19 protein-coding genes are annotated in these 18,467 nt (G+C 67.9%); 8 read left to right on the top strand and 11 right to left on the bottom strand.

Going from position 1 to position 18,467, the window contains the following annotated elements:
* The first annotated feature begins 4 nt into the window (after nucleotides 1–4).
* The 5 genes from BMZ69_RS13345 (at nucleotide 5) to BMZ69_RS13330 (ending at nucleotide 4,171) form a co-directional block, all read left to right on the top strand.
* Nucleotides 5–946 carry a sugar ABC transporter substrate-binding protein gene (locus BMZ69_RS13345; RefSeq protein ID WP_092157236.1) on the top strand — a complete coding sequence of 314 codons (942 nt, stop codon included), beginning with the start codon at nucleotides 5–7 and terminating at the stop codon, nucleotides 944–946.
* Between the two features lie 139 nt (nucleotides 947–1,085).
* Nucleotides 1,086–1,847, top strand: a complete 762-nt coding sequence (locus BMZ69_RS13340) for an ATP-binding cassette domain-containing protein (RefSeq protein ID WP_092157224.1) — start codon at nucleotides 1,086–1,088, stop codon at nucleotides 1,845–1,847.
* Between the two features lies 1 nt (nucleotide 1,848).
* Nucleotides 1,849–2,778: a nucleoside hydrolase gene (locus BMZ69_RS13335; protein ID WP_092157217.1), complete on the top strand. Its 930-nt coding sequence runs from the start codon at nucleotides 1,849–1,851 to the stop codon at nucleotides 2,776–2,778.
* A 12-nt stretch (nucleotides 2,779–2,790) separates the two neighbouring features.
* A complete protein-coding gene (locus BMZ69_RS31590) occupies nucleotides 2,791–3,312 on the top strand; it encodes a hypothetical protein (RefSeq protein WP_175506794.1) in 522 nt (173 codons plus the stop codon).
* Nucleotides 3,313–3,322: 10 nt separating this feature from the next.
* A complete protein-coding gene (locus BMZ69_RS13330; RefSeq protein WP_175506793.1) occupies nucleotides 3,323–4,171 on the top strand; it encodes a GNAT family N-acetyltransferase in 849 nt (282 codons plus the stop codon).
* Here the strand turns inward: BMZ69_RS13330 and BMZ69_RS13325 are convergent.
* Nucleotides 4,152–5,060 carry a nickel/cobalt efflux transporter gene (locus BMZ69_RS13325; RefSeq protein WP_092157545.1) on the bottom strand — a complete coding sequence of 303 codons (909 nt, stop codon included), beginning with the start codon at nucleotides 5,058–5,060 and terminating at the stop codon, nucleotides 4,152–4,154. The genes BMZ69_RS13330 and BMZ69_RS13325 overlap by 20 nt on opposite strands.
* Before the next feature lie 216 nt (nucleotides 5,061–5,276).
* On the opposite strand from BMZ69_RS13325, the gene BMZ69_RS13320 reads away from it, so the two are divergent.
* From BMZ69_RS13320 to BMZ69_RS13310, 3 genes are all read left to right on the top strand, one after another.
* Nucleotides 5,277–5,567: a metal-sensing transcriptional repressor gene (locus BMZ69_RS13320; RefSeq protein WP_092157215.1), complete on the top strand. Its 291-nt coding sequence runs from the start codon at nucleotides 5,277–5,279 to the stop codon at nucleotides 5,565–5,567.
* 108 nt (nucleotides 5,568–5,675) lie between these two features.
* Complete coding sequence (locus BMZ69_RS13315) at nucleotides 5,676–6,443, top strand: SDR family NAD(P)-dependent oxidoreductase (RefSeq protein WP_092157543.1); 768 nt, start codon at nucleotides 5,676–5,678, stop codon at nucleotides 6,441–6,443.
* Between the two features lie 82 nt (nucleotides 6,444–6,525).
* Complete coding sequence (locus BMZ69_RS13310; RefSeq protein ID WP_092157214.1) at nucleotides 6,526–7,824, top strand: alpha/beta hydrolase; 1,299 nt, start codon at nucleotides 6,526–6,528, stop codon at nucleotides 7,822–7,824.
* 9 nt (nucleotides 7,825–7,833) lie between these two features.
* Here BMZ69_RS13310 and BMZ69_RS13305 read toward each other — a convergent pair whose 3' ends face one another.
* The 10 genes from BMZ69_RS13305 to BMZ69_RS13260 form a co-directional block, all read right to left on the bottom strand.
* Nucleotides 7,834–8,694 carry an energy transducer TonB gene (locus BMZ69_RS13305; RefSeq protein ID WP_092157213.1) on the bottom strand — a complete coding sequence of 287 codons (861 nt, stop codon included), beginning with the start codon at nucleotides 8,692–8,694 and terminating at the stop codon, nucleotides 7,834–7,836.
* Nucleotides 8,691–9,143 carry a TonB system transport protein ExbD gene (gene exbD, locus BMZ69_RS13300; protein ID WP_092157211.1) on the bottom strand — a complete coding sequence of 151 codons (453 nt, stop codon included), beginning with the start codon at nucleotides 9,141–9,143 and terminating at the stop codon, nucleotides 8,691–8,693. Before exbD ends, BMZ69_RS13305 begins: the two co-directional genes overlap by 4 nt.
* Nucleotides 9,144–9,147: 4 nt before the next feature.
* Complete coding sequence (gene exbB, locus BMZ69_RS13295) at nucleotides 9,148–10,251, bottom strand: tonB-system energizer ExbB (RefSeq protein ID WP_092157210.1); 1,104 nt, start codon at nucleotides 10,249–10,251, stop codon at nucleotides 9,148–9,150.
* Nucleotides 10,252–10,597: 346 nt separating this feature from the next.
* Nucleotides 10,598–11,362: an SDR family NAD(P)-dependent oxidoreductase gene (locus tag BMZ69_RS13290; RefSeq protein WP_092157208.1), complete on the bottom strand. Its 765-nt coding sequence runs from the start codon at nucleotides 11,360–11,362 to the stop codon at nucleotides 10,598–10,600.
* Nucleotides 11,359–13,098, bottom strand: a complete 1,740-nt coding sequence (locus BMZ69_RS13285) for an SMP-30/gluconolactonase/LRE family protein (protein WP_092157205.1) — start codon at nucleotides 13,096–13,098, stop codon at nucleotides 11,359–11,361. Before BMZ69_RS13285 ends, BMZ69_RS13290 begins: the two co-directional genes overlap by 4 nt.
* Nucleotides 13,038–14,021, bottom strand: a complete 984-nt coding sequence (locus BMZ69_RS13280) for an NAD-dependent epimerase/dehydratase family protein (protein WP_092157204.1) — start codon at nucleotides 14,019–14,021, stop codon at nucleotides 13,038–13,040. The genes BMZ69_RS13285 and BMZ69_RS13280 overlap by 61 nt, the downstream gene beginning before the upstream one ends.
* Nucleotides 14,018–15,139: an ABC transporter ATP-binding protein gene (locus BMZ69_RS13275; RefSeq protein WP_092157202.1), complete on the bottom strand. Its 1,122-nt coding sequence runs from the start codon at nucleotides 15,137–15,139 to the stop codon at nucleotides 14,018–14,020. Before BMZ69_RS13275 ends, BMZ69_RS13280 begins: the two co-directional genes overlap by 4 nt.
* A gap of 9 nt (nucleotides 15,140–15,148) precedes the next feature.
* On the bottom strand, nucleotides 15,149–15,979 hold the full coding sequence (locus tag BMZ69_RS13270) for a carbohydrate ABC transporter permease (protein ID WP_092157541.1): 831 nt from the start codon (nucleotides 15,977–15,979) through the stop codon (nucleotides 15,149–15,151).
* Between the two features lie 174 nt (nucleotides 15,980–16,153).
* Nucleotides 16,154–17,059, bottom strand: coding sequence for a carbohydrate ABC transporter permease (locus BMZ69_RS13265; RefSeq protein WP_175506792.1), 906 nt, complete (start codon nucleotides 17,057–17,059; stop codon nucleotides 16,154–16,156).
* Nucleotides 17,060–17,177: 118 nt separating this feature from the next.
* Entirely contained in the window at nucleotides 17,178–18,449 is a 1,272-nt protein-coding gene (locus BMZ69_RS13260; protein WP_092157195.1) for an ABC transporter substrate-binding protein, read from the bottom strand.
* Between the last annotated feature and the right edge of the window lie 18 nt (nucleotides 18,450–18,467).

Here is an 18,467-nt window from a genome sequence, read left to right as displayed (position 1 = left end):
CGTCATGGTCGGTTTGAGGAAGATTCTGCTGGCGGCTGTCGCCGTCGTCGGGATGGCTCAGGAGGCGGGGGCTTTCGAGCTCGGTGTCATCGGCTTCCAGTTCTCGTCGGAGACGCATGCTCGCGTCGCCAATGCCGCTGCGGCCGCAGCCAGGGCCAAGGGCTGGACCGTCACGCTGCTGAACTCGGAAGGCGCGCTGCCCAAGCATGCCGAGCAGTTCGACGCGCTGATCGCCAAGAAGGTCGACGCGATCATCATCGCCATGGGCAAGCCGGTCGAGGCCGACGCCCAGTTCAAGGCGGCCAAGGACGCCAGGATCCCGGTGATCACCGTGCAGTCGGGCGCGAGCCCGCATGCGCTCTTCGACATCCAGACCAACGAGTACAAGGTCGGCGCGGAAGCCGCGCTCTACCTGCTCGGCCAGCTCGGCTATCAGGGCAACATCGTCACCGCCCGTTTCGATCTCAACGTCGCCTCGCGCATCCGCGGCAAGCTGCTCGACAACGTCCTCTCCGAGAACCAGGCCGTGAAGGAACTCGGCAAGTTCTCGATGGCCCGCACCCAGAGCTGGCGCGACGATGTCCGCGCCGGCATGCAGGCGCTGCTCCTGCAGAACCAGGGGAAGATCAACGGCATCTGGGCCTCGTTCGATGGGCAGGCCTACATCATCGACGACCTCTTGCAGGCCCAAGGCGTGAAGAAGGGCCAGATCCCGCTGGTCTCGGTCGATGGCGGCAAGGAGACCTATGCCCGCATCGCCGACCCGGCCTCGACCTTCACCGCCACCGTCTCGATCCCGTTCGAGGAGATGGGCAAGCAGGCGGTCGACGCGATCCAGACCATCGTCGTCGACAAGAAGCCGAAGGAGACGATCACCTCCGGCCCCTATCTCTTCACCGACGCCGTGCTGGTCGACAAGAACAACGTCCAGCAGTTCCTGAAGTGAAGGGCGAAGCGGCCACCGTTGCGTCATGGTCGGGCTTGTCCCGACCATCCACGTCTTCATTGGTCGAGGTCCGTGTTCAAGACGTGGATGCTCGCCACAAGGGCGAGCATGACGGGCAGTGCCTCCGGAGCGATCTGCGATGACCGCCACCCCCCTCCTCTCCCTCCGCGGCATCGGCAAGGCTTACGGCCCGGTCGTGGCGGTGCGCGAGGTCGATCTCGACATCTTTGCCGGCGAGGTCGTCGCCATCTGCGGCGACAACGGCGCTGGCAAGTCGAGCCTGATCAAGGTGATCTCCGGCGCCGAGGAGGCCACCTCGGGCACGCTTCATATGCGCGGCAAGGAGGTCGTCTTCGCCTCGCCGCATGATGCGCTGAGCCATGGCGTCGCGACGATCTACCAGGATCTCGCTCTGGCCCCGCGCCTCTCCATCGCCCAGAATGTCTTCATGGGCTCGGAGCTGACGCGGCCGCTGCTGCTGCCCTTCCTGCGTGTGCTCGACAAGAAGCGGATGGCGCAGGAGGCGCGCGGCTTCCTCAAGCAGCTCTCGGTCACGGTCGAGGACATGGAGCGGCCGGTCGAGCGGCTCTCGGGTGGCCAGCGCCAGGCGGTGGCGATTTCGCGCGCGCTGCGCTGGAAAGCCGAGATCATCATCATGGACGAGCCGACGGCGGCGCTCGGCGTCAAGGAGACCGCCCTCGTCCTCGACCTGATCCGCAAGCTCAAGGCCGACGGCAGGACGGTGCTGCTGATCAGCCACAACATGCGCGACGTCGTCGCGCTCGCCGACCGGGTGGTGATCATGGGCGCCGGCCGCAAATATGTCGACCAGCCGCTCGGTGACCTCACCGCCGACGATCTCAGCCACATGATCATGGCCGGCAACGCCCGGGCGGCTTGAGATGACCAGCGAAACCATCGTCATCGACACCGATCCCGGCCAGGACGACGCCGTCGCCCTGCTCCTTGCCTTCGCCAGCCCGGAGCTCGACCTCAAGGCGATCACCACCGTCGCCGGCAATGTCCCGCTCGCCCTGACCACCGCCAACGCGCTGCGCATCCGCGAGCTCGCCGGGCGCGAAGACGTGCCGGTCCATGCCGGCGCCGATCGGCCGCTGCTCTTCCCGCTCTCGACCGCCGAGTTCGTCTGCGGGCCCGACGGCCTCGCCGGCGCCGATTTGCCGCCCGCGCGCGGCAGGGCCAGCGCGACGCATGCCGTTGAGGCGCTGATTGCCATTCTGCGGTCCGCGCCCGACGACAGCGTCACGCTCTGCCCGCTCGGGCCGCTGACCAATCTCGCTTTGGCCTTTCGGCTGGCGCCGGACGTCCTGCCCAAGGTCAGGCGCATCGTGCTGATGGGCGGGGCGCTGGCGCTCGGCAACATCACCCCGGCGGCCGAGTTCAACGTCCATGTCGACCCGCATGCCGCCGCGATCGTCTTCGCCTGCAGCCGGCCGATCGTGATGTTCGGCCTCGGCGTCACCCATCAGGCGATCGCCTCCCATGAACAGGTCGCACGCCTGCTCTCGTTCGGCAACGCGACAGGCAAGGCGGTGCATGGCATGCTGACCCGGCCGCGACCCGGCGGGCTCGGCACTGGCGGTCATCCGATGCACGACCCCTGCGTGATCGCCTTCCTGCTCTGGCCGGAACTCTTTTCGGGGCGCGACTGTTGTGTCGAGGTCGAGGCTGGCGACGGTCCCTTGCGGGGCCGCACCACCATCGACTGGAACGGCCGGCTCAAGCGGCCGGCCAATGCCCATGTCGTCGCGAGCGTCGAGGCGGAAGCGCTGTTCCAGCGCCTGTTCGACCGGCTCGCGACGTTGCCGTGATCGGAGGCGGAAATGGCCCATTTCGTCGAGGAACTGCAGCTCGAGGCCGAGCGCGCGATTCTGGCGATGCAGACGGCCGCGCTCGCCGCCCGCCAGCTCCATGCCCGCGCCGAACTGATGCGCCATATGCTGACCACCGCCCGCAAGGTCGCCGGCAAGCCCAAGGCCGAGGCGGTCGAGACGGTGGTGCGCGAATGGATGGACGCCTGGAATCTCGGCCGGCAGGACTGGCCGCACATCGCCCGCGAGATGGAGGCCTTTACCGCCGCCTTCCACGACTATGCCAACGAGCCTGGTGACGGGAACGACGCCGCGCTGCGCCGCGCCTGCGATGCGCTCGATGCGGTGCTGGCGCGCGAAAACACCTCGATCAGCGACCAGATGGCCTTCCGCTCGCAATGCGCCCATCGCTGGTGGGAGCTGGTCGTGCCGGTGCCTAGCGATCTCCCGGGCGCCAAGCCGCGTCCCTCGGTACCGGCGCTCGATGCTGAGGTGCCGTTCTGGCAGTCCGGCTGCGCCGGATTCTGCCGCTGAGGGCCGGCCGATGCAGCCGCTCCAGCTGACGCTCCGCCCGGCCAGCCTCGCCGACGCCCAAGCCTGCCAGCGCCTGTCGGCTGCGGTCGGCTGGCCACATCGGCGCGAGGATTGGGAGTTCGCCCTGTCGCTCGGGCAGGGTTTCACGCTCTCGATCGAGGACGAGCTCGTCGGCGTCGGGCTCTGCTGGGGTTTCGGCACGAGCCACGCCACGCTCGGCACCATCATCGTCGCTCCGGACCAGCAGGGACAGGGCATCGGCAAGCTGCTAGTGGAGCGGCTGATCGCGGCGACGGAAGGGCGGACGCTCGGTCTCGTCGCTACGCCGCAGGGCGAGCCGCTCTATGCCCGCTACGGCTTCATCGCCATCGACGAGGTCCGCCAGCATCAGGGCGATTGGCCGGAACTCGCGGCGCCCGTGCTTGCCGCGAACGAGGTCATGCGCTCGGCCATCGCTGCCGATCTGCCGCTGCTGGCGCAGCTGGATAGCGAGGCGACGGGGTTGCCGCGTGCGCCAGTCCTCGAAGCCTTGCTGGCGCGCGGCCATGCCATCCTGATCGAGCGCGCCGGCGCGCCCGCCGGCTTCGGCTTCCTGCGCCGGCATGGCCGCGGCTGGCTGATCGGCCCGGTCGCTGCCGTTGATGACGCTGCCGCCTGCAATCTGATCGCGGCGCTGCTCGCCGCGCGTCGCGGCGATTTCGTCCGAATCGACGTGCCGGCTCGCAGCGGCCTCGGCGCCTGGCTGAGCGAATGCGGCCTGCCGCTCGTCGCCTCCGGCGCGGTGATGGCGCGCGGCGCGGCACCGGTCGCTCCCGGCCCGGCGCATCGCTTTGCCCTCGTCAACCAGGCAATGGGCTGACCAGCATCGCTGCCGCAGCGTGCGCGCCCAGCGCCTGCAGCCCGCTCCAGCCGTGCCAGATCGTGTAGAGCCCGACCAGGACGATCAGCAGGCTGGAGACATACGGCGCCCGCGCTGCGAGGGTCGATAGCCAGCTCGAACGCTTCTCGACGGCACGCAGGCTGAGCGAGGCGGCGACACCGACGGCCACCAGCGTGATCGCCAACCCGATCGAGAAGCACAGCACCAGTACCGCGCCGAGCGCGATCTCGCGCAGCTGCATGCAGATCAGCAGCACGGTGATCGCCGCCGGGCACGGGATCAGCCCGCCGGTCAGCCCGAACAGCACGATCTGCCAGGTCGTCACCGGCCGGTCGGCGAAGCGCTTGCGGATGTCATCGGCATGGACGCGTTGATGCGCGTCCATCGGCGCGTCGTCGGCGGCCTTGTCGTGGCTATGGCTGCGCCCATGCGAGTGACCAGGCGCGTGGGAATGTCCGTGGCTGTGGCCATGACCATGGGAGTGACCGTGACTGTGTCCATCGCTGGCTGGGCGCAGGGCACGCTGCTCGTTCCAGGTTCGCCACAGCATCCACGACGCGATTGCGATGATCAGCACGCCTGAGGCGAGCTGGAACCAGGGCTCGGTCGCTTCGGCATTGAAGTCGCGCGTCAGATAAAGGCCGCCGAGCACCACACCCCAGACGACGAGGGTATGCGAGAGCGTCGCGGCGAGCCCGAGCAACATGGCCTGTAGCACCGAGCCGCGGATGGCGACGATGAAGGCCGCCATCATCGTCTTGGAGTGGCCGGGCTCGAGTCCGTGCAGCGCGCCGAGCAGGATCGCGCTCGGAATGAACAGCCAGGCATGGCCGGCGCCCTGCGCCAGCAATTCGGTGAAGCTCGGCACGACATGGTGCTCCGGATCCGGAACGGATCGCGCGCTGCCGTGCCGTCCGGCCTTGCCGGAGCTGGTCGGGGGCGCCCGCTTCGTCCTCGCCCGCCCGACCATCGGGATGCGTCCGGTCTCGCGCCGGCGCCTGCCTGATCGGGTGCCGCTTGCTCAGCGGATGCCTCGCTCTATAACCTCCCGGGGAGGATAGGATCAAGACGGAAGGGCCGGGGAATGCAGGACGAGGAACACGCCCGGATCCACCATCACCGGCATCCGGAGATCATCACGCGGCTGAAGCGGGCCGAGGGGCATCTGCGCTCGACCATCGAGATGGTCGCCGATGTGCGCTCCTGCCTGGAGATCGCCCAGCAATTGCAGGCGGTCGAGGGCGCGATCGCCAATGCACGCAAGATCCTGATCCAGGAGCATATCGGCCACTGTCTCGAAGAGGCGGCCGGCAGTCTTCCGGCCGAGGCGCGCGGGCTGCTCGCCGAGTTCAAGGCGATGACCAAGTTCCTTTGAACGGCCGCTCGGGAATGGCCGGGTTGCCGAACTGGCGCTGGCGGTTCCAGCTTGCGTCGCGCAAGATCGCTTCTGAAACGATTTAAGTTCCAATCCAAGGGAGGAATGATGCTCGACGATCTCAAGGGGCTGCGCGCCCTTGTCACCGGCTCCAGCACCGGCATCGGCGCCGCCGTGGCCAAGGCCTATGCGGCCAATGGCATGCGCGTCGTCGTCCACTACAAGTCGAGCGAGGTCGAGGCGAACGCTGTTGCGGCCGAGATCAGGGCGGCCGGCGGCGAGGCGCATGTACTGCAGGCCGATGTCGCCGACAGCAAGCAGGCGGTCGATCTCGTCGACAAGGCCGCCGACAAGCTCGGCGGGCTCGACGTCCTCGTCAACAATGCGGGCGCGCTGGTGAAGCGCACGCCGATCGCCGAGATCGAGGACGAGTTCTTCGACAGCGTCGTCGACCTCAATGTCCGCTCGGTGGTGATGGCCTCGAAGGCGGCCCTGCCCTACCTGAAGAAATCCGGCGGCAAGTCGAGCGTGATCAATCTGAGCTCGATCGCGGCGCGCAATGGCGGCGGGCCCGGCTCCTCGCTCTATGCGAGCTCGAAGGCCTTCGTGCTCAATCTGACACGGGGCATGGCCAAGGAGTTCGTGCCCTTCGGCATTCGCGTCAACGGCGTCTCGCCTGGCGTGATCATGACGCCGTTCCACGAGCGCTATTCGACCGCCGAGCAGATCGAGGCCATGCGCAAGACAGTGCCGATGGAGCGTGTCGGCACGCCGCAGGATAATGTCGGCGTCTTCCTCTTCCTCGCCAGCCCGGCGATGAGCGGCTACATCACCGGCCAGACGATCGAGGTGAACGGCGGTCAGTACATGGTCTGACCGTCACTGTGGCTTCGGCGTCCTTGACGTAGCGGGCGGCGCACCAGCATGGTCTCGGCACCGTGTAGCTGGGTAGACCGTGATGCCGATCCGCCGCAAAGACTTGCCGACGCCGGCTGCCCTACGCGTCTTCGCGACGGTGTTCGCGACGATCTTCGTCGCCGGCTGTGCCGGCGACGTGCAGGGTGTGCTGAAGCCGGTGGCCTCGACCGTGCCGGGCACCAGCAAGGTCACCATGCTGGTCGCGACCACGCGCGCGGCCGATCCCGATGCCGGGGTGCTGTACTCCGGCGAGCGCGGCAAGCCGTCCTTTGCCGAGATGGTGATCTCACTGCCGCCCGACAGCCGCCGCAAGGTCGGCGAGGTGCAGTGGCCGAGCCGTTTGCCGGGCAATCCCGAGACCGACTTCGTCACGCTCAGGGTCGACAAGCTCGATGCCAAGACCGGGCTCGCCCGCTTGCACGAACGCGTCTCGCGCGTGCCGAAGCGCCGCGTCATGGTCTTCGTCCACGGCTTCAACAACCGCTTCGAGGATGCGGTCTATCGCTTCGCCCAGATCGTCCACGATTCCGACGCAAACGTCGTGCCGGTGCTGTTCACCTGGCCCTCGCGCGGCTCGCTCTTCGCTTATGGCTATGACCGCGAGAGCGCGACCTACTCACGCAATGCGCTCGAGAACCTGCTGCAGGCGCTGGCGCGCGATCCGGCCATCGGCGAGGTTTCGCTGCTCGCCCACTCGATGGGCAACTGGGTGGCGCTCGAGGCCTTGACCCAGATGGCGGTGCGCAATCGCGGTATCCCGCCGAAGATCGCCAATGTCATGCTCGCCTCGCCCGATGTCGACGCCGACGTCTTCCGCACCCAGATCGCGGAGATGAAAGGGCGGCGGCCGAATTTCACTTTGTTCGTCTCGCAGGACGATCGTGCGCTGGCGGTCTCACGCCGGGTCTGGGGCAACAAGGATCGCCTCGGCGCCGTCGATCCGGACGTCGAGCCCTACAAGAGCGAGTTCGAGACGGAAAAGATCGTTGTTCTGAACCTGACCAAGCTGCGCACCGGCGACAAGCTCAACCACGGCAAGTTCGCCGAAAGCCCGGACGTGGTGAAGCTGATCGGCACGCGTCTGGTCGACGGCCAGCCGATCACCGATTCCCGGGTCGGCCTCGGCGAGCGCCTGATCGAGGTGACCGGCAGCGCCGCCGCGGCAGTCGGTACCGCCGCCGGCATCGTCGTCTCCGCCCCGGTTGCCGTCATCGATCCACAGGCGCGTCGCCATCTCGGCGACCGGGTCGAACATCTCGGCAATAATATTCATGACACGGGCGCGGCGGTCGGCGACACCGTGACCACGCCGTTCCAGAACCCGAACCTCCCGCGCTGAGCGGAAGCCTTACCGGCTAAATCGCACCGGCACCGACAGAGAGATCGCGCCGCCGCCGCCGACGCCTGGCGGCGGAGCCGGGACCGGGCTGGCGCGGCGGATCATCGCCGCTGCTTCGGCATCGAGCGCGGAATCGCCCGACGAGCCGACGACGCGCGACGAGAGCACATTGCCGCTGCGGTCGATCGCGAAGGCGACCTGGACCGTGCCGGGACTCGCTCCACCGGGGAAACGCTTGTAGCGATTGAGATGGGCGATCAGCGAGCCGCGCCAAGAGGCGGTCGAGACCGTCGGCTGGCTCGCCGTGCCCTGGGCGGTGCTGGTCGGGGCCGAGGCGCGCTGCTCCGACGGTTTCGGCGCCACGGCCTCCTTGGCCCGCTGCTCGACCGGCTTGCGCTCGACGACCTTGGGCTTGGGCTTCGGCTTTTCCTTCTTCTCGACGACCTTCGGCGGCGGCTTCTTCTCCACCGGCTTCGGCTCCGGGGGAGGTGGCAGCAGCACGGCGTCGAGCTTCGGGATCTGCGGCAGCTCGGGCAGCTTGATCTCGGGTTGCTCGACCGGTGTCGGCTCGGGGATCGGCTCCGGCTCGGGCTCAGGTGGTGGCGTCTCCTTGACCGGCTCGGGTGGCGGTGGTTCAGGCTCGGCCCGCTCCGGCGCGACCGGCAGCTCCTCCGGCGGCGCCTCGGGCGCGACCGAGAGCGCGGCGAGTTCGATCATCACCGCCGGCTCCGGCGCGCCGGCAGCGGCTTCCGCCGGGCGCCAGTGCACGCCGACCCAGGCGAGCCCGCCATGGGCCGCGGCGACGGCGACGGCGGCGACGCTCCAGCGCAGCGCGGTCAGCCAGCGGCGATGCGGCGCGGTCGTGATCACGGCTTGCCAGCTCCCTGCGCCGCCCCCTGGCCGGTGTCTTCAAGGCCGACCAGCGCGATCTTGAGATAGCCGGCTTGGCGCAGCTTGTTCATCACCTCCATCAGCTCGCGATAGGCCACGGCCCCGTCGGCGCGCAGGAACACGCGCTGCTCGCGATCATTGCTGGTCTGGCGGTCGAGCGTGGCCTGCAACAGCTCGCGCGGCACCGTATCGTTGCCGAGGGCGAGCGACAGATCCTGCTTCACCGTCAGGAAGACCGGCTTCTCGGGCCGCGGCTGCGGCTGGGCGTTCGAGACCGGCAGGTCGACCGCGACGTCGACGGTCGAGAGCGGGGCCGCGACCATGAAGATGATCAGCAGCACCAGGATCACGTCGATGAACGGCGTGACGTTGATCTCGCTGACCTCGCCGAGATCGCCGTCCTGCGGCTCCTTGAGCGAAACCGCCATCGTCTCACTCCGCCGGAACGCGCGGCATGGCAGCCGGCTGGGCCGGCACCGCATGCAGATTGGTGCGAACCTGCTGCGCGGCCTGGCGGCGCATCCGTTCGAGATCGCGCGAGAGATGGCGCAGCACCTCGCCCGACGCGTCCGACAGCGTAGCGCGGTAGCCGGCGATGGCGCGGGCGAAGACATTGTAGATGATCACGGCCGGGATCGCGGCGACGAGGCCGATCGCGGTCGCCAGCAGCGCCTCGGCGATACCGGGCGCCACGACGGCGAGATTGGTCGTCTTCGACTGGCTGATGCCGATGAACGAGTTCATGATGCCCCAGACTGTGCCGAACAGGCCGACGAAGGGGGCGGTCGAGCCGATGGTGGCGAGCAGGCCGGTGCCGCGCGCCATGCTGCGGCCGGCTCTGGCCTCGATCCGCGACAGCGCGATCGCGACACGTTCCTTGATGCCGTCCTCGCCGAGATCGTCCGAGCGCTGGCGCTCGCTCTGGGCGGCGCCGACCAGCTCCGCGACGGTGCCGCGCGCCTGGCCCTTGCGGCCGGCGATCGCCCGCGCGGCCTCGTCCAGGCTGATCGATTCTTCCAGTCGGCGCACGGCGCGCTGCGCCCGCGTCTTGGCGGCAGCGAGTTCGAGCGCCTTGGCGAGCCAGATCGTCCAGGTCACCAGCGAGGCGAAGGCGAGGCCGAGCATCACCGCCTTCACGACGATGTCGGCCGCCATGAACATGCCCCAGGGCGACAGGTCATGCGGCAAGGTCGCCTGTCCTGCGATAGTCGGAGGGGCGGGAACTGTTGCGGGCATGGCGGCCTGGGGTGCCCCAGCCGCAGGCGTGGCAGCCGGCGTTGCTTGGGGCGGCGCTGCAGCCGTCGGCGCGGCGCCGCTCGGAGAAACCGGAGCGGCCTGACCAGCCGGAGCTGTCGCGGCAGGGGCAGGGGTCGAAGCAGCCGGTGCAGGGGCCGATCCGCCATGCGCGCCGGACGGGCTGGACTGCTGTGCTGGCGCCGTTTCGGCCGGAGCGGTCTGGGCGATGGCGACGACGTTCGCCATGGGCATGGCGGCAATGGTCGTCGCGAGCAGGACAGTGCCGATCAAACGCTGCATCGAATAGATCCGTGGTCTTTCGGCGCCCCTCCTTGGCGGGAGCGCTTTCCGGGCGGAGCTGCATCCGAGGCGCAGCGCCGGGCGACCGCGAGACGGCATCGGTGAGGACATCGTCGGCAGCGATCGTCCCCAGCAGTTAAACCAGAGCGAATTGGTTAGCAAATACAATAGTTTACATATATTCTAAAGTAAGGCTTCCACTGCTCTCCGTCCGGAACAGTTCAAGTATTCCGGATGCTTGGGCGGACTGCCGACTTGTTTCACCTTTGCGCGAGGACCGCGCCGGGATCGAGGGCGTCAGGCCGGCCGAACGACGCTGCTCAAGCGACATCCGACCCTCGATGCCTCAGACCGTGCCGGCGTCGACGATGAAGTTCTGGCCGGCGCACATGCGCGAGACGTCCGAGCAGAGGAAGAGCACCATCTGCGCGATGTCCTCCGGCAGGATCTCGCCCTTCAGCGCCTGCGCCGCCTGGTTGGCCGCGCCCTTCTCCGGCGTCCACCATTTGGTGCGCTGGGGCTCGGTCATCACCCAGCCCGGCGTGACGCAGTTGACCCTGATGCCGTCGGGCCCGAGCGCGCGTGCCAGCGAGCGGGTGAAGCCGATCACCGCCGATTTCGCCGTGGTGTAGGCGATCATGTGCGGCGATCCCTTCATCCATGAGGTCGAGGACAGGTTGACCAGCGCTCCGCCGCCGAGCCCGCGCATGTCCGGCGCCAGAGCCTGTGCCACGAACATCATCGGCCTGAGGTTCACGGCGAAGCGGTCGTCCCAGTACGCTTCGCTGACCGCATCGAAGTCATGCCGCTCGTCATGGCCGGCATTGTTGACGCCGATGGTGAAGGGACCGTGCAGGCCACGCGCCGCAGCGATCGCCGCCTGCGTCGCCGGGACGTCGCGCAGGTTGACCTGATGGAACGAGGCCGGGTTGCCGGCCGCTGTGAGCTCGGCTGCGAGCCGCTCGCCCCGTTCGGCGTCGATATCGAGGAAGGCGACCTTGCTGCCCTGCCGCGTCAGCGCCTCGACAATGGCGCGGCCGATGCCGTCGGCTCCGCCGGTGACCAGCGCCGCCTTGCCGGCGAGATCGGGATAGCTGGCTTCGACCCTCAACCGGCGAACTCCGCTGCGGCTAAGCCGGGCACATCGACCGGCAAGGTGAAGAGCCCGCCCGAGAACGGCGCTTCAGCCAGCACTCGCGAAGGGAGCCGGATGCGAGCCGTGGTGATGAACAGCGTCTTGAGGTCGGGCCCGCCGAAGGCGAGGCTGGTCGGGCGCGGCACCGGCAGCCAGACCTCGCGATCGAGCCGGCCGTCCGGCGCATAGCGGTGCAGGCACCAGCCATCCCAGATCGCGCACCAGACGAAGCCCTCGGCATCGACCGCGAGCCCGTCCGGCCGGCCGGCGACCTCGGCGAAGACGCGGCGATCGGCCAGCGTCCCGGTTTTGGCCTCGAACGCGTAGGCATAGATGCGGCTATGGGCGGAATCGACGAAGTAGAAGCTCCGTCCGTCCGGGCTCCAGTCGAGCCCGTTGGCGACGGTGAGCCCGCTCTCCTGCCGCTGCCAGGAGAGGTCCGGCGCGATCGCGTAGAGCGAGCCCGAAGCGCGGCTGGCGTCAAGCCGCATCGTCCCGGCCCAGAGCCGGCCCTGCCGGTCGCATTTGCCGTCATTGAAGCGATTGTCGGGGATGTCGGCCTCGGGATCGGCGAGCGGCGTCAGCCGGCCGCTGGCGAAATCGAAGGCCTCCAACCCCTCCTGCGTCAGCACCACCAGCCCGCCGCCGCGGCGGCCGAGCACGGCGCTGACCAGGCGCGGCAGCGTCACCTCCTCGTTGTTGCCGGTCGCCGGGTCGAAGCGGTTGACCGAGGGCGCGAGGATGTCGACCCAGTAGAGCCGCTGCTCACCGGCCGACCAGTAGGGCCCCTCGGCGAGATGGGCGCCCCAGGGCAGCACGCATTGCACGTTCGGATCGACCGGCCGGGCCGAGCGCGGCGCCGGGGAAATGTTCATCTGCGTCGCGCCGACATTGCCGGAGATCTGCCTCGCGGCCGCCATCAGGTCGCGGCCGGTGGTGTGCAGCCGCTCGCGCGTCAGCCGCGAAGACGGGCCGAACACGCCGATCGCCGCGACCGCCCGGCCGGTATGGTCGAAGATCGGCGCCGCGACCGAGGCGACGCCGGCGACATGCTCCTCCTGCGAGACAGCATAGCCGCGCGCCCGGGTCAGCGCGAGGTCGGCGGCGAGCGCTTCTTCCTCGGTGATGGTCGTCTCGGTGTAGCGCTCTAGCTTCAGACGATCCACGAGGGCGCGCTGCTCATGCGGCTGGACGAAGGCGAGCAGGGCCTTGCCGCCGGCGGTGCAATGCAGCGGCGCGCGCCGGCCGATCTCGATGCGGAAGCCATAGGGGCCGCCGCGGCTGCGCTGGTCGATATAGAGTACCTCGCCATTGTCGATGGCGCAAAGCGCGGCGGTCTCGCGCGTCTCCTCGGCCAGCCGGTCGAGCGCGGGCGCGCCGGCGCCGCGCAAATCGAAGGATTCCCAGACCCGGTGGGCGAGCTCGAACAGGCGGTGGCCGAGCCGGTAGGTGTTGTCGCTCTCCTCATGCCGGATCAGGCGGAAGGTCAGCAGCGTGTTGAGCATGCGCGCCAGCGTGCCCTTGGGCAGGCCCGTCGCGGCCTGCAGGTCGCGGAAGCGCGGCGGTGCCGGCGCCTCGCCGATCACGTCGAGGAGATAGAGGCCCTTGGCGAGGGCGGCTGCGCCGGTCGGGACGTCGCGCTCGTCCGGCGTCAGGACGCGCGCTTCGCCCGCGCCTGCGCCGCCTCGCCGATCATGCGCTCGAAGGTCCATTGCGGCTCAAATCCCAGTTCGGTCCGGGTCCTGGCGTTCGACGTCTCGTAGAAGACACCGGCGCCCGGCAGGTCGATGGTCTTCAACGGCAGTCCCGTCAACTCCGCCATCATCGGCAGCGCGGCGGCGAAGTCGACCGGCTCGGTCGCGCCGAGATTATAGGTGCGGCCGGCGGCCCGCTCGTCCGACAATGCCAGCAGGATGCCGGCGACCATGTCGCGGGTGTCGGTGATGTGCATGCGGAAGGGGCGGCCGGCCTCGTTGCGCGACAGCACCAGCGCCTCGCGCCCATCGTCGATGGCGCGCAGCGCCGCGACGGCGGCGGCATTGCCGAAACCCTCCTGCTGCCGGATTTTTGGCTGCAGGAAGAAGCGCGGGCCGGAGAAGAAGCTGCCGGGATCGAGCAGTTCCCCCGCATCCTGCGTGTGCGAGAAGCGCAGGATGGTCGCTGGAGTGCCGCTGGTCCGCTCGAAGAAGCGCACGATCTCTTCGCCGAGCAGCTTGCTCAAACCGTAGGGCGAGCGCGGCTTCAGCGGATGGTCCTCGTCGATCGGCTGATAATCCGGCACGTTCTCGGGATAGACCTCGCCGGAGGAGGCGAAGACGAGCCGCTTCGGCCTTACCGCCGCGGCCTCTTCCAGCAGCACACGGGTGCCCTCGACATTGGCTTGGAACAGCCTGTCCCGATCGGCGGGCAGCCAGGACATGAAGGCGCCGAGATGCAGGATCGCGTCAGTGCCCTGCACGGCCTCCCTCGCCGCAGCGCGATCGTCGAAGCCGCCGAGCACCTCGCGTAAAGCGGGGTGATCGATGCCGCTGGCGCGCAGGTCGAAGCCGGTGACGCGGTGGCCCGATGAGAGCAGTTCGCGGGCGACACGCGAGCCGACGCGCCCGGCGCTGCCGGTGACCAGGATCGTCTTCATCGGATCGCCTCGCCGCTGGCGGCATCGAAGACATGCAGGCGGGCCGGATCGAAGGACAGCGTCAGCGTCTCGCCCGGCGGGCGCAGCTCCGGATTGATCAATCGCGCGATCAGCGAGGTCCGCCGTGACTCATCGTCACCGCCGGAGCTCGCCTCGCGGCGATGCTCCTCGGGCAGGTCGACATAGACATATTGCTCGCTGCCGAGGCTCTCGATCAGCCGCGGGGTCACCGTGAACGAAATCGATCCCGGGCCGGCGGCGATGTGCTCGGGTCGAAGGCCGACGACGATCTCCCTGCCAGCGAGCGCGGCGGAGTTCGCGATCGGCAGCGCCACATCATGGCCGAACAGCTTCGCCATAACGCCGCCGCTGGCGGCCTGCGCCTTCGCCCTGAGGAAGTTCATGCCGGGCGAGCCGATGAAGCCGGCGACGAAGAGATTGGCCGGCTCGCGGAACATCACATCGGGCGAGGCGATCTGCTGGATCACGCCGTCCTTCATGATGACGATGCGATCGGCCATCGTCATCGCCTCGGTCTGGTCGTGGGTGACGTAGATCGTGGTGACACGCAGCCGCTTGTGCAGGGCGCTGATTTCGGCGCGGGTATGGACGCGCAGTTTGGCGTCGAGATTGGAGAGTGGCTCATCCATCAGGAAGGCCTGCGGCTCCCTCACGATCGCCCGGCCGAGCGCGACGCGCTGGCGCTGACCGCCGGAGAGGGCACGCGGCCGCCGCTCGAGCAGATGGTCGATGCCGAGGATTTTTGCGGCCTCGTTGACGCGCCGGTCGATCTCGCCGGCATCGGTGCCGCGCATCTTCAGGCCGAAACCCATGTTCTTGGCTACGGTGAGATGGGGGTAGAGCGCGTAGTTCTGGAAGACCATGGCGATGTCGCGGTCGCCCGGGGCGAGATCGGTGACGTCGCGCTCGCCGATCGCGATCGTGCCGGAGGAGGCTTCCTCCAGCCCGGCGAGGATCTTGAGCATGGTCGACTTGCCGCAGCCCGACGGGCCGACGAGGACGACGAATTCGCCATCGGCGATGTCGAGCGAGAATTCCTTGAGGACGGTGAGCCCGCCATAGGATTTGGTGACGCTGTCGATGCGGATTCCGGCCATGGGACGTCTCTACTTCTCGGCGCCGGCCGTCAGGCCGCCGACGAGATAGCGTTCGAGGAAGAGGTAGATCGCGAGGATCGGCAGGGCGACGAGGATGGAGGCGGCGGAGATGTCGCTCCAGTTCGAGATGTACTCGCCCTTCATCGTGGTGATGCCGAGATTGGCGGTCCAATTGCCCTGGGCGTTGGTCAGGAAGGTGCGGGCATATGCATAGTCCGACCAGGACAGCACGAAGCCGTAGAGCGCGGTCGCCGCCAGCCCCGGCGCCGAGACCGGCAGGATCACCCTGACCAGCGCGCCGAGCGGCGAGCAGCCATCGACCATCGCCGCCTGCTCGAGCTCGTGCGGGATCGTGTCGAAATAGCCCTTCAGCATCCAGGTGGTGAACGGGATGATCAGCGTGGCGTGGGCGAGGATGATCGACCAGAGGCTGCCGATCAGCTCGAGATTGCGGAAGATGCCGAAGAGCGGGATCACCAGCAGCGTCGCCGGCAGCATTTTGGCGGTCAGGATGAAGAGGCCGAGCGACTGGCCGCCGCGCACCCGGAAGCGCGACAGGCTGTAGCCGGCGAGCACCGAGACGACCATCGAGATCGCGACCGCGCCAATGGCGGCGAGGGCCGAATTGCCGAGCCAGAGCAGGATCGGTCGCTCTGCCATGATCTGGCCGAACACGCCCCAGCGCGGCTCGGCCGGCCAGAAGCTCGGCGGCAGTTGCCGCAGCTGGCTCGGTTCCGATAGCGCGGTGACGAGGAGCCAGTAGATCGGGAAGACCAGGATGGCGCAGGTTGCGATGACGAGCGCGTAGAGGGCAAACGCGCGGAGTGAGCGGCGTTTCACGACAGCGCCTCGCATTCATTCGCGCGGTCATCCCGGGCGACTGAAAGGAGACCCGGGATCCATTCCCGAGCATTTCCGAATAAGGTTCCGGAATGGATCCCGGATCGCCGCTTCGCTTCGTCCGGGATGACCATGCGGGGGGTGAACGCGATCCGGAAAATCATCGCCGCCTCCTCAGATATTGTCCGGAGCGCGGGCGATCATCAGCCGGCTCGCGATCACGCAGACGATCAGGGTGATGACGCCGATGGCGGAGGCGTAACCCATCTTGAAGAAGCCGAAGGCCTGCTCGTAGGTCATGATCGAGAGCGACTGCGTCGCCTTCAGCGGCCCGCCGCCGGTCAGCACGTAGATGATCGAGAAGTCGCGGAAGACCCAGAGCATCACCAGCACGAGCGTGACGCCGATCACCGGCATCAGCGAGGGGATGGTGATGTGGATGAGCCGCTGCCAGGCGCGGGCGCCGTCGACCTTGGCGGCGTTGTAGAAATCCTCGGGGATCGACTGCAGGCCGGCGAGCATCATGATCGAGACGAAGGGATAGCCCTTCCAGACCATCACCGTGCAGACGACGGCGAAGGCCGCCTCGGGCGAGGAGAACCAGTTGATCGTCTGATCGACCAGGCCGAGCTTGATGAAGAGCCAGTTCATCAGGCCGAAGGAGGAATCGAACAGCCAGGCGAAGATCACGACTGCGATCACTTCCGGGATCGCCCAGGGCAGGGCGACCAGCAGCCGCGCCAGCGCCTGGCCCTTGAAGCGGTTGTTGACCAACAGCGCCGTGCCGAGCCCGAGCAGGAAGCAGAAGAAGGAGACGATGGTGACGAGCTTAAACGTCACCCAGCAGGCGTTCCAGAAATCCTCGGAGGCGAAGAGGCGTTCGTAATTGGCGGTGGTGAACGGCCGCCGCGGCTGGTCGAGCCGGGCGATGTTGACGCTCTGGAAGGAGAGATCGACCGAGACGAACAGCGGATAGACGATGATCAGCGCAATCAGCAACACTGCCGGCGCCAGCAGGAGATAGCCGAGCCAGTGCCGCCGGCTCGGGCGGGCAAGGTCGAGGAAGGCTGATCGGGGCATGGGGCCTCCTTGCCGAAGCTCGTCATTCTCGGGCGGAGCGAAGCGCAGACCCGAGAATGACGAGAGGGCGCTGGTTTCCGAGATGGCCGGGTCAAGCCCGGCCATGACGGCACTCCGGCTACTGCTTCTGCAGCGCCTCGGCCTTGGCCTGCATCGTCGCCGCGACCGCCTTCGGGTCGAGGTCCTGGATGATCATGCGCTGCGATTCTTCCATGACCATCTTGGCGAACTCGTTGAACTGCAACTCCAGCCCCTTCGGGATGCGGTCGACCTTGGCGTCGGCTGCCGCTTTCGTCGCCTGCACCAAGAGGTCGAAATGCGGCGTGTCCTTGGTCGCGGCCGAGGTGTCGGCGCGCGGGGAGGGCGGCGGCGAGGCACCGAGCGTCGCATAGCTCGACTGGAACTTGTCCGAGGTCGCGATGGCGATGAAGTCCCAGACCAGCTTCTTGTTCTCCTTGGGCGCATCGGCGGCGATGCCGAGCACGTTGGAGGAGCCGCCGACCGGCGGCTTGAACGGCACCATGCCGAGCTTGATCTGGTCCTTGGCCTTGCCTTTCTGGATGATCGGGTAGAGCCAGGGCCCGTCCATCTTCATCGCGATCTTGCCGTCGGCGAACATCTGGCGGACCTCGCCGGCCGCCAGGTCGCGCGGGGTCAGGCTGGTCTTGACGATGGTCTTCCAGCGCGACAGGCCCTCGATCATCTGCGGCGTGTTGATCGTTACCTTGCCGGCATCGTTGGTCCAGCGCCCGCCGGCATCGAGCGTGTAGTTCATCATCTCGCTCATGTACTGGCCGCCGCCGCCCTTGGTCTCGTGGCCGGTGCCGAACTGGTCGACGATGCCGTCGCCGTTGACGTCCTTGGTCAGCTTCTGCGCGGCGGCGAGGAATTCGGCATAGGTCTTCGGAACGGCAAGACCTTCCTTCTTCAGCAGCTCTTCGTTGTAAGCGAAGATGTAGCCAAAATAGAGCATCATCGTGCAGACAGTCTGCTTGTTCCAGCTGCAGGTGTCCTGCCCGGCCCAGCCCTTGAGGTCGAGCTTGGCCTCCTTGATGTAAGGATCGAGCGGCTCCAGCCAGCCATTGTCGGCGAATTTCTGGAACTCGAAGGAGGCGAGGTGGACGATATCCGGCGGCTTGCCGCCGGCGAATAGCGTCGTCATCGTGTCGGCATAGGCGCCGCGCTCGACCTTGGTCCATTCGATCTTGACGCCGGGATGCGTCGCCTCGAACTCCTTGATCACCGAGCCCCACCAGTCGCCGACGCCGCGCTCGTCCTTCTGCCAGGAGACGAACTTGAGCACCTTGCCCTGCGCCCAGGCGGCGCCGGGGAGAAAGCCGGCGGCGAGCGCGAGCGCAGCCGCGGAGAATGCTAGCCTTGTCCTCGTCATGGTCTCCTCCTCCCTTGG

This window comes from Allobosea sp. CRIB-10, from assembly GCF_900112185.1.
Lineage (GTDB): Bacteria > Pseudomonadota > Alphaproteobacteria > Rhizobiales > Beijerinckiaceae > Allobosea.
Note: the sequence above shows the minus strand (reverse complement) of the source record. Positions and strands in the feature narration are given on the sequence as shown.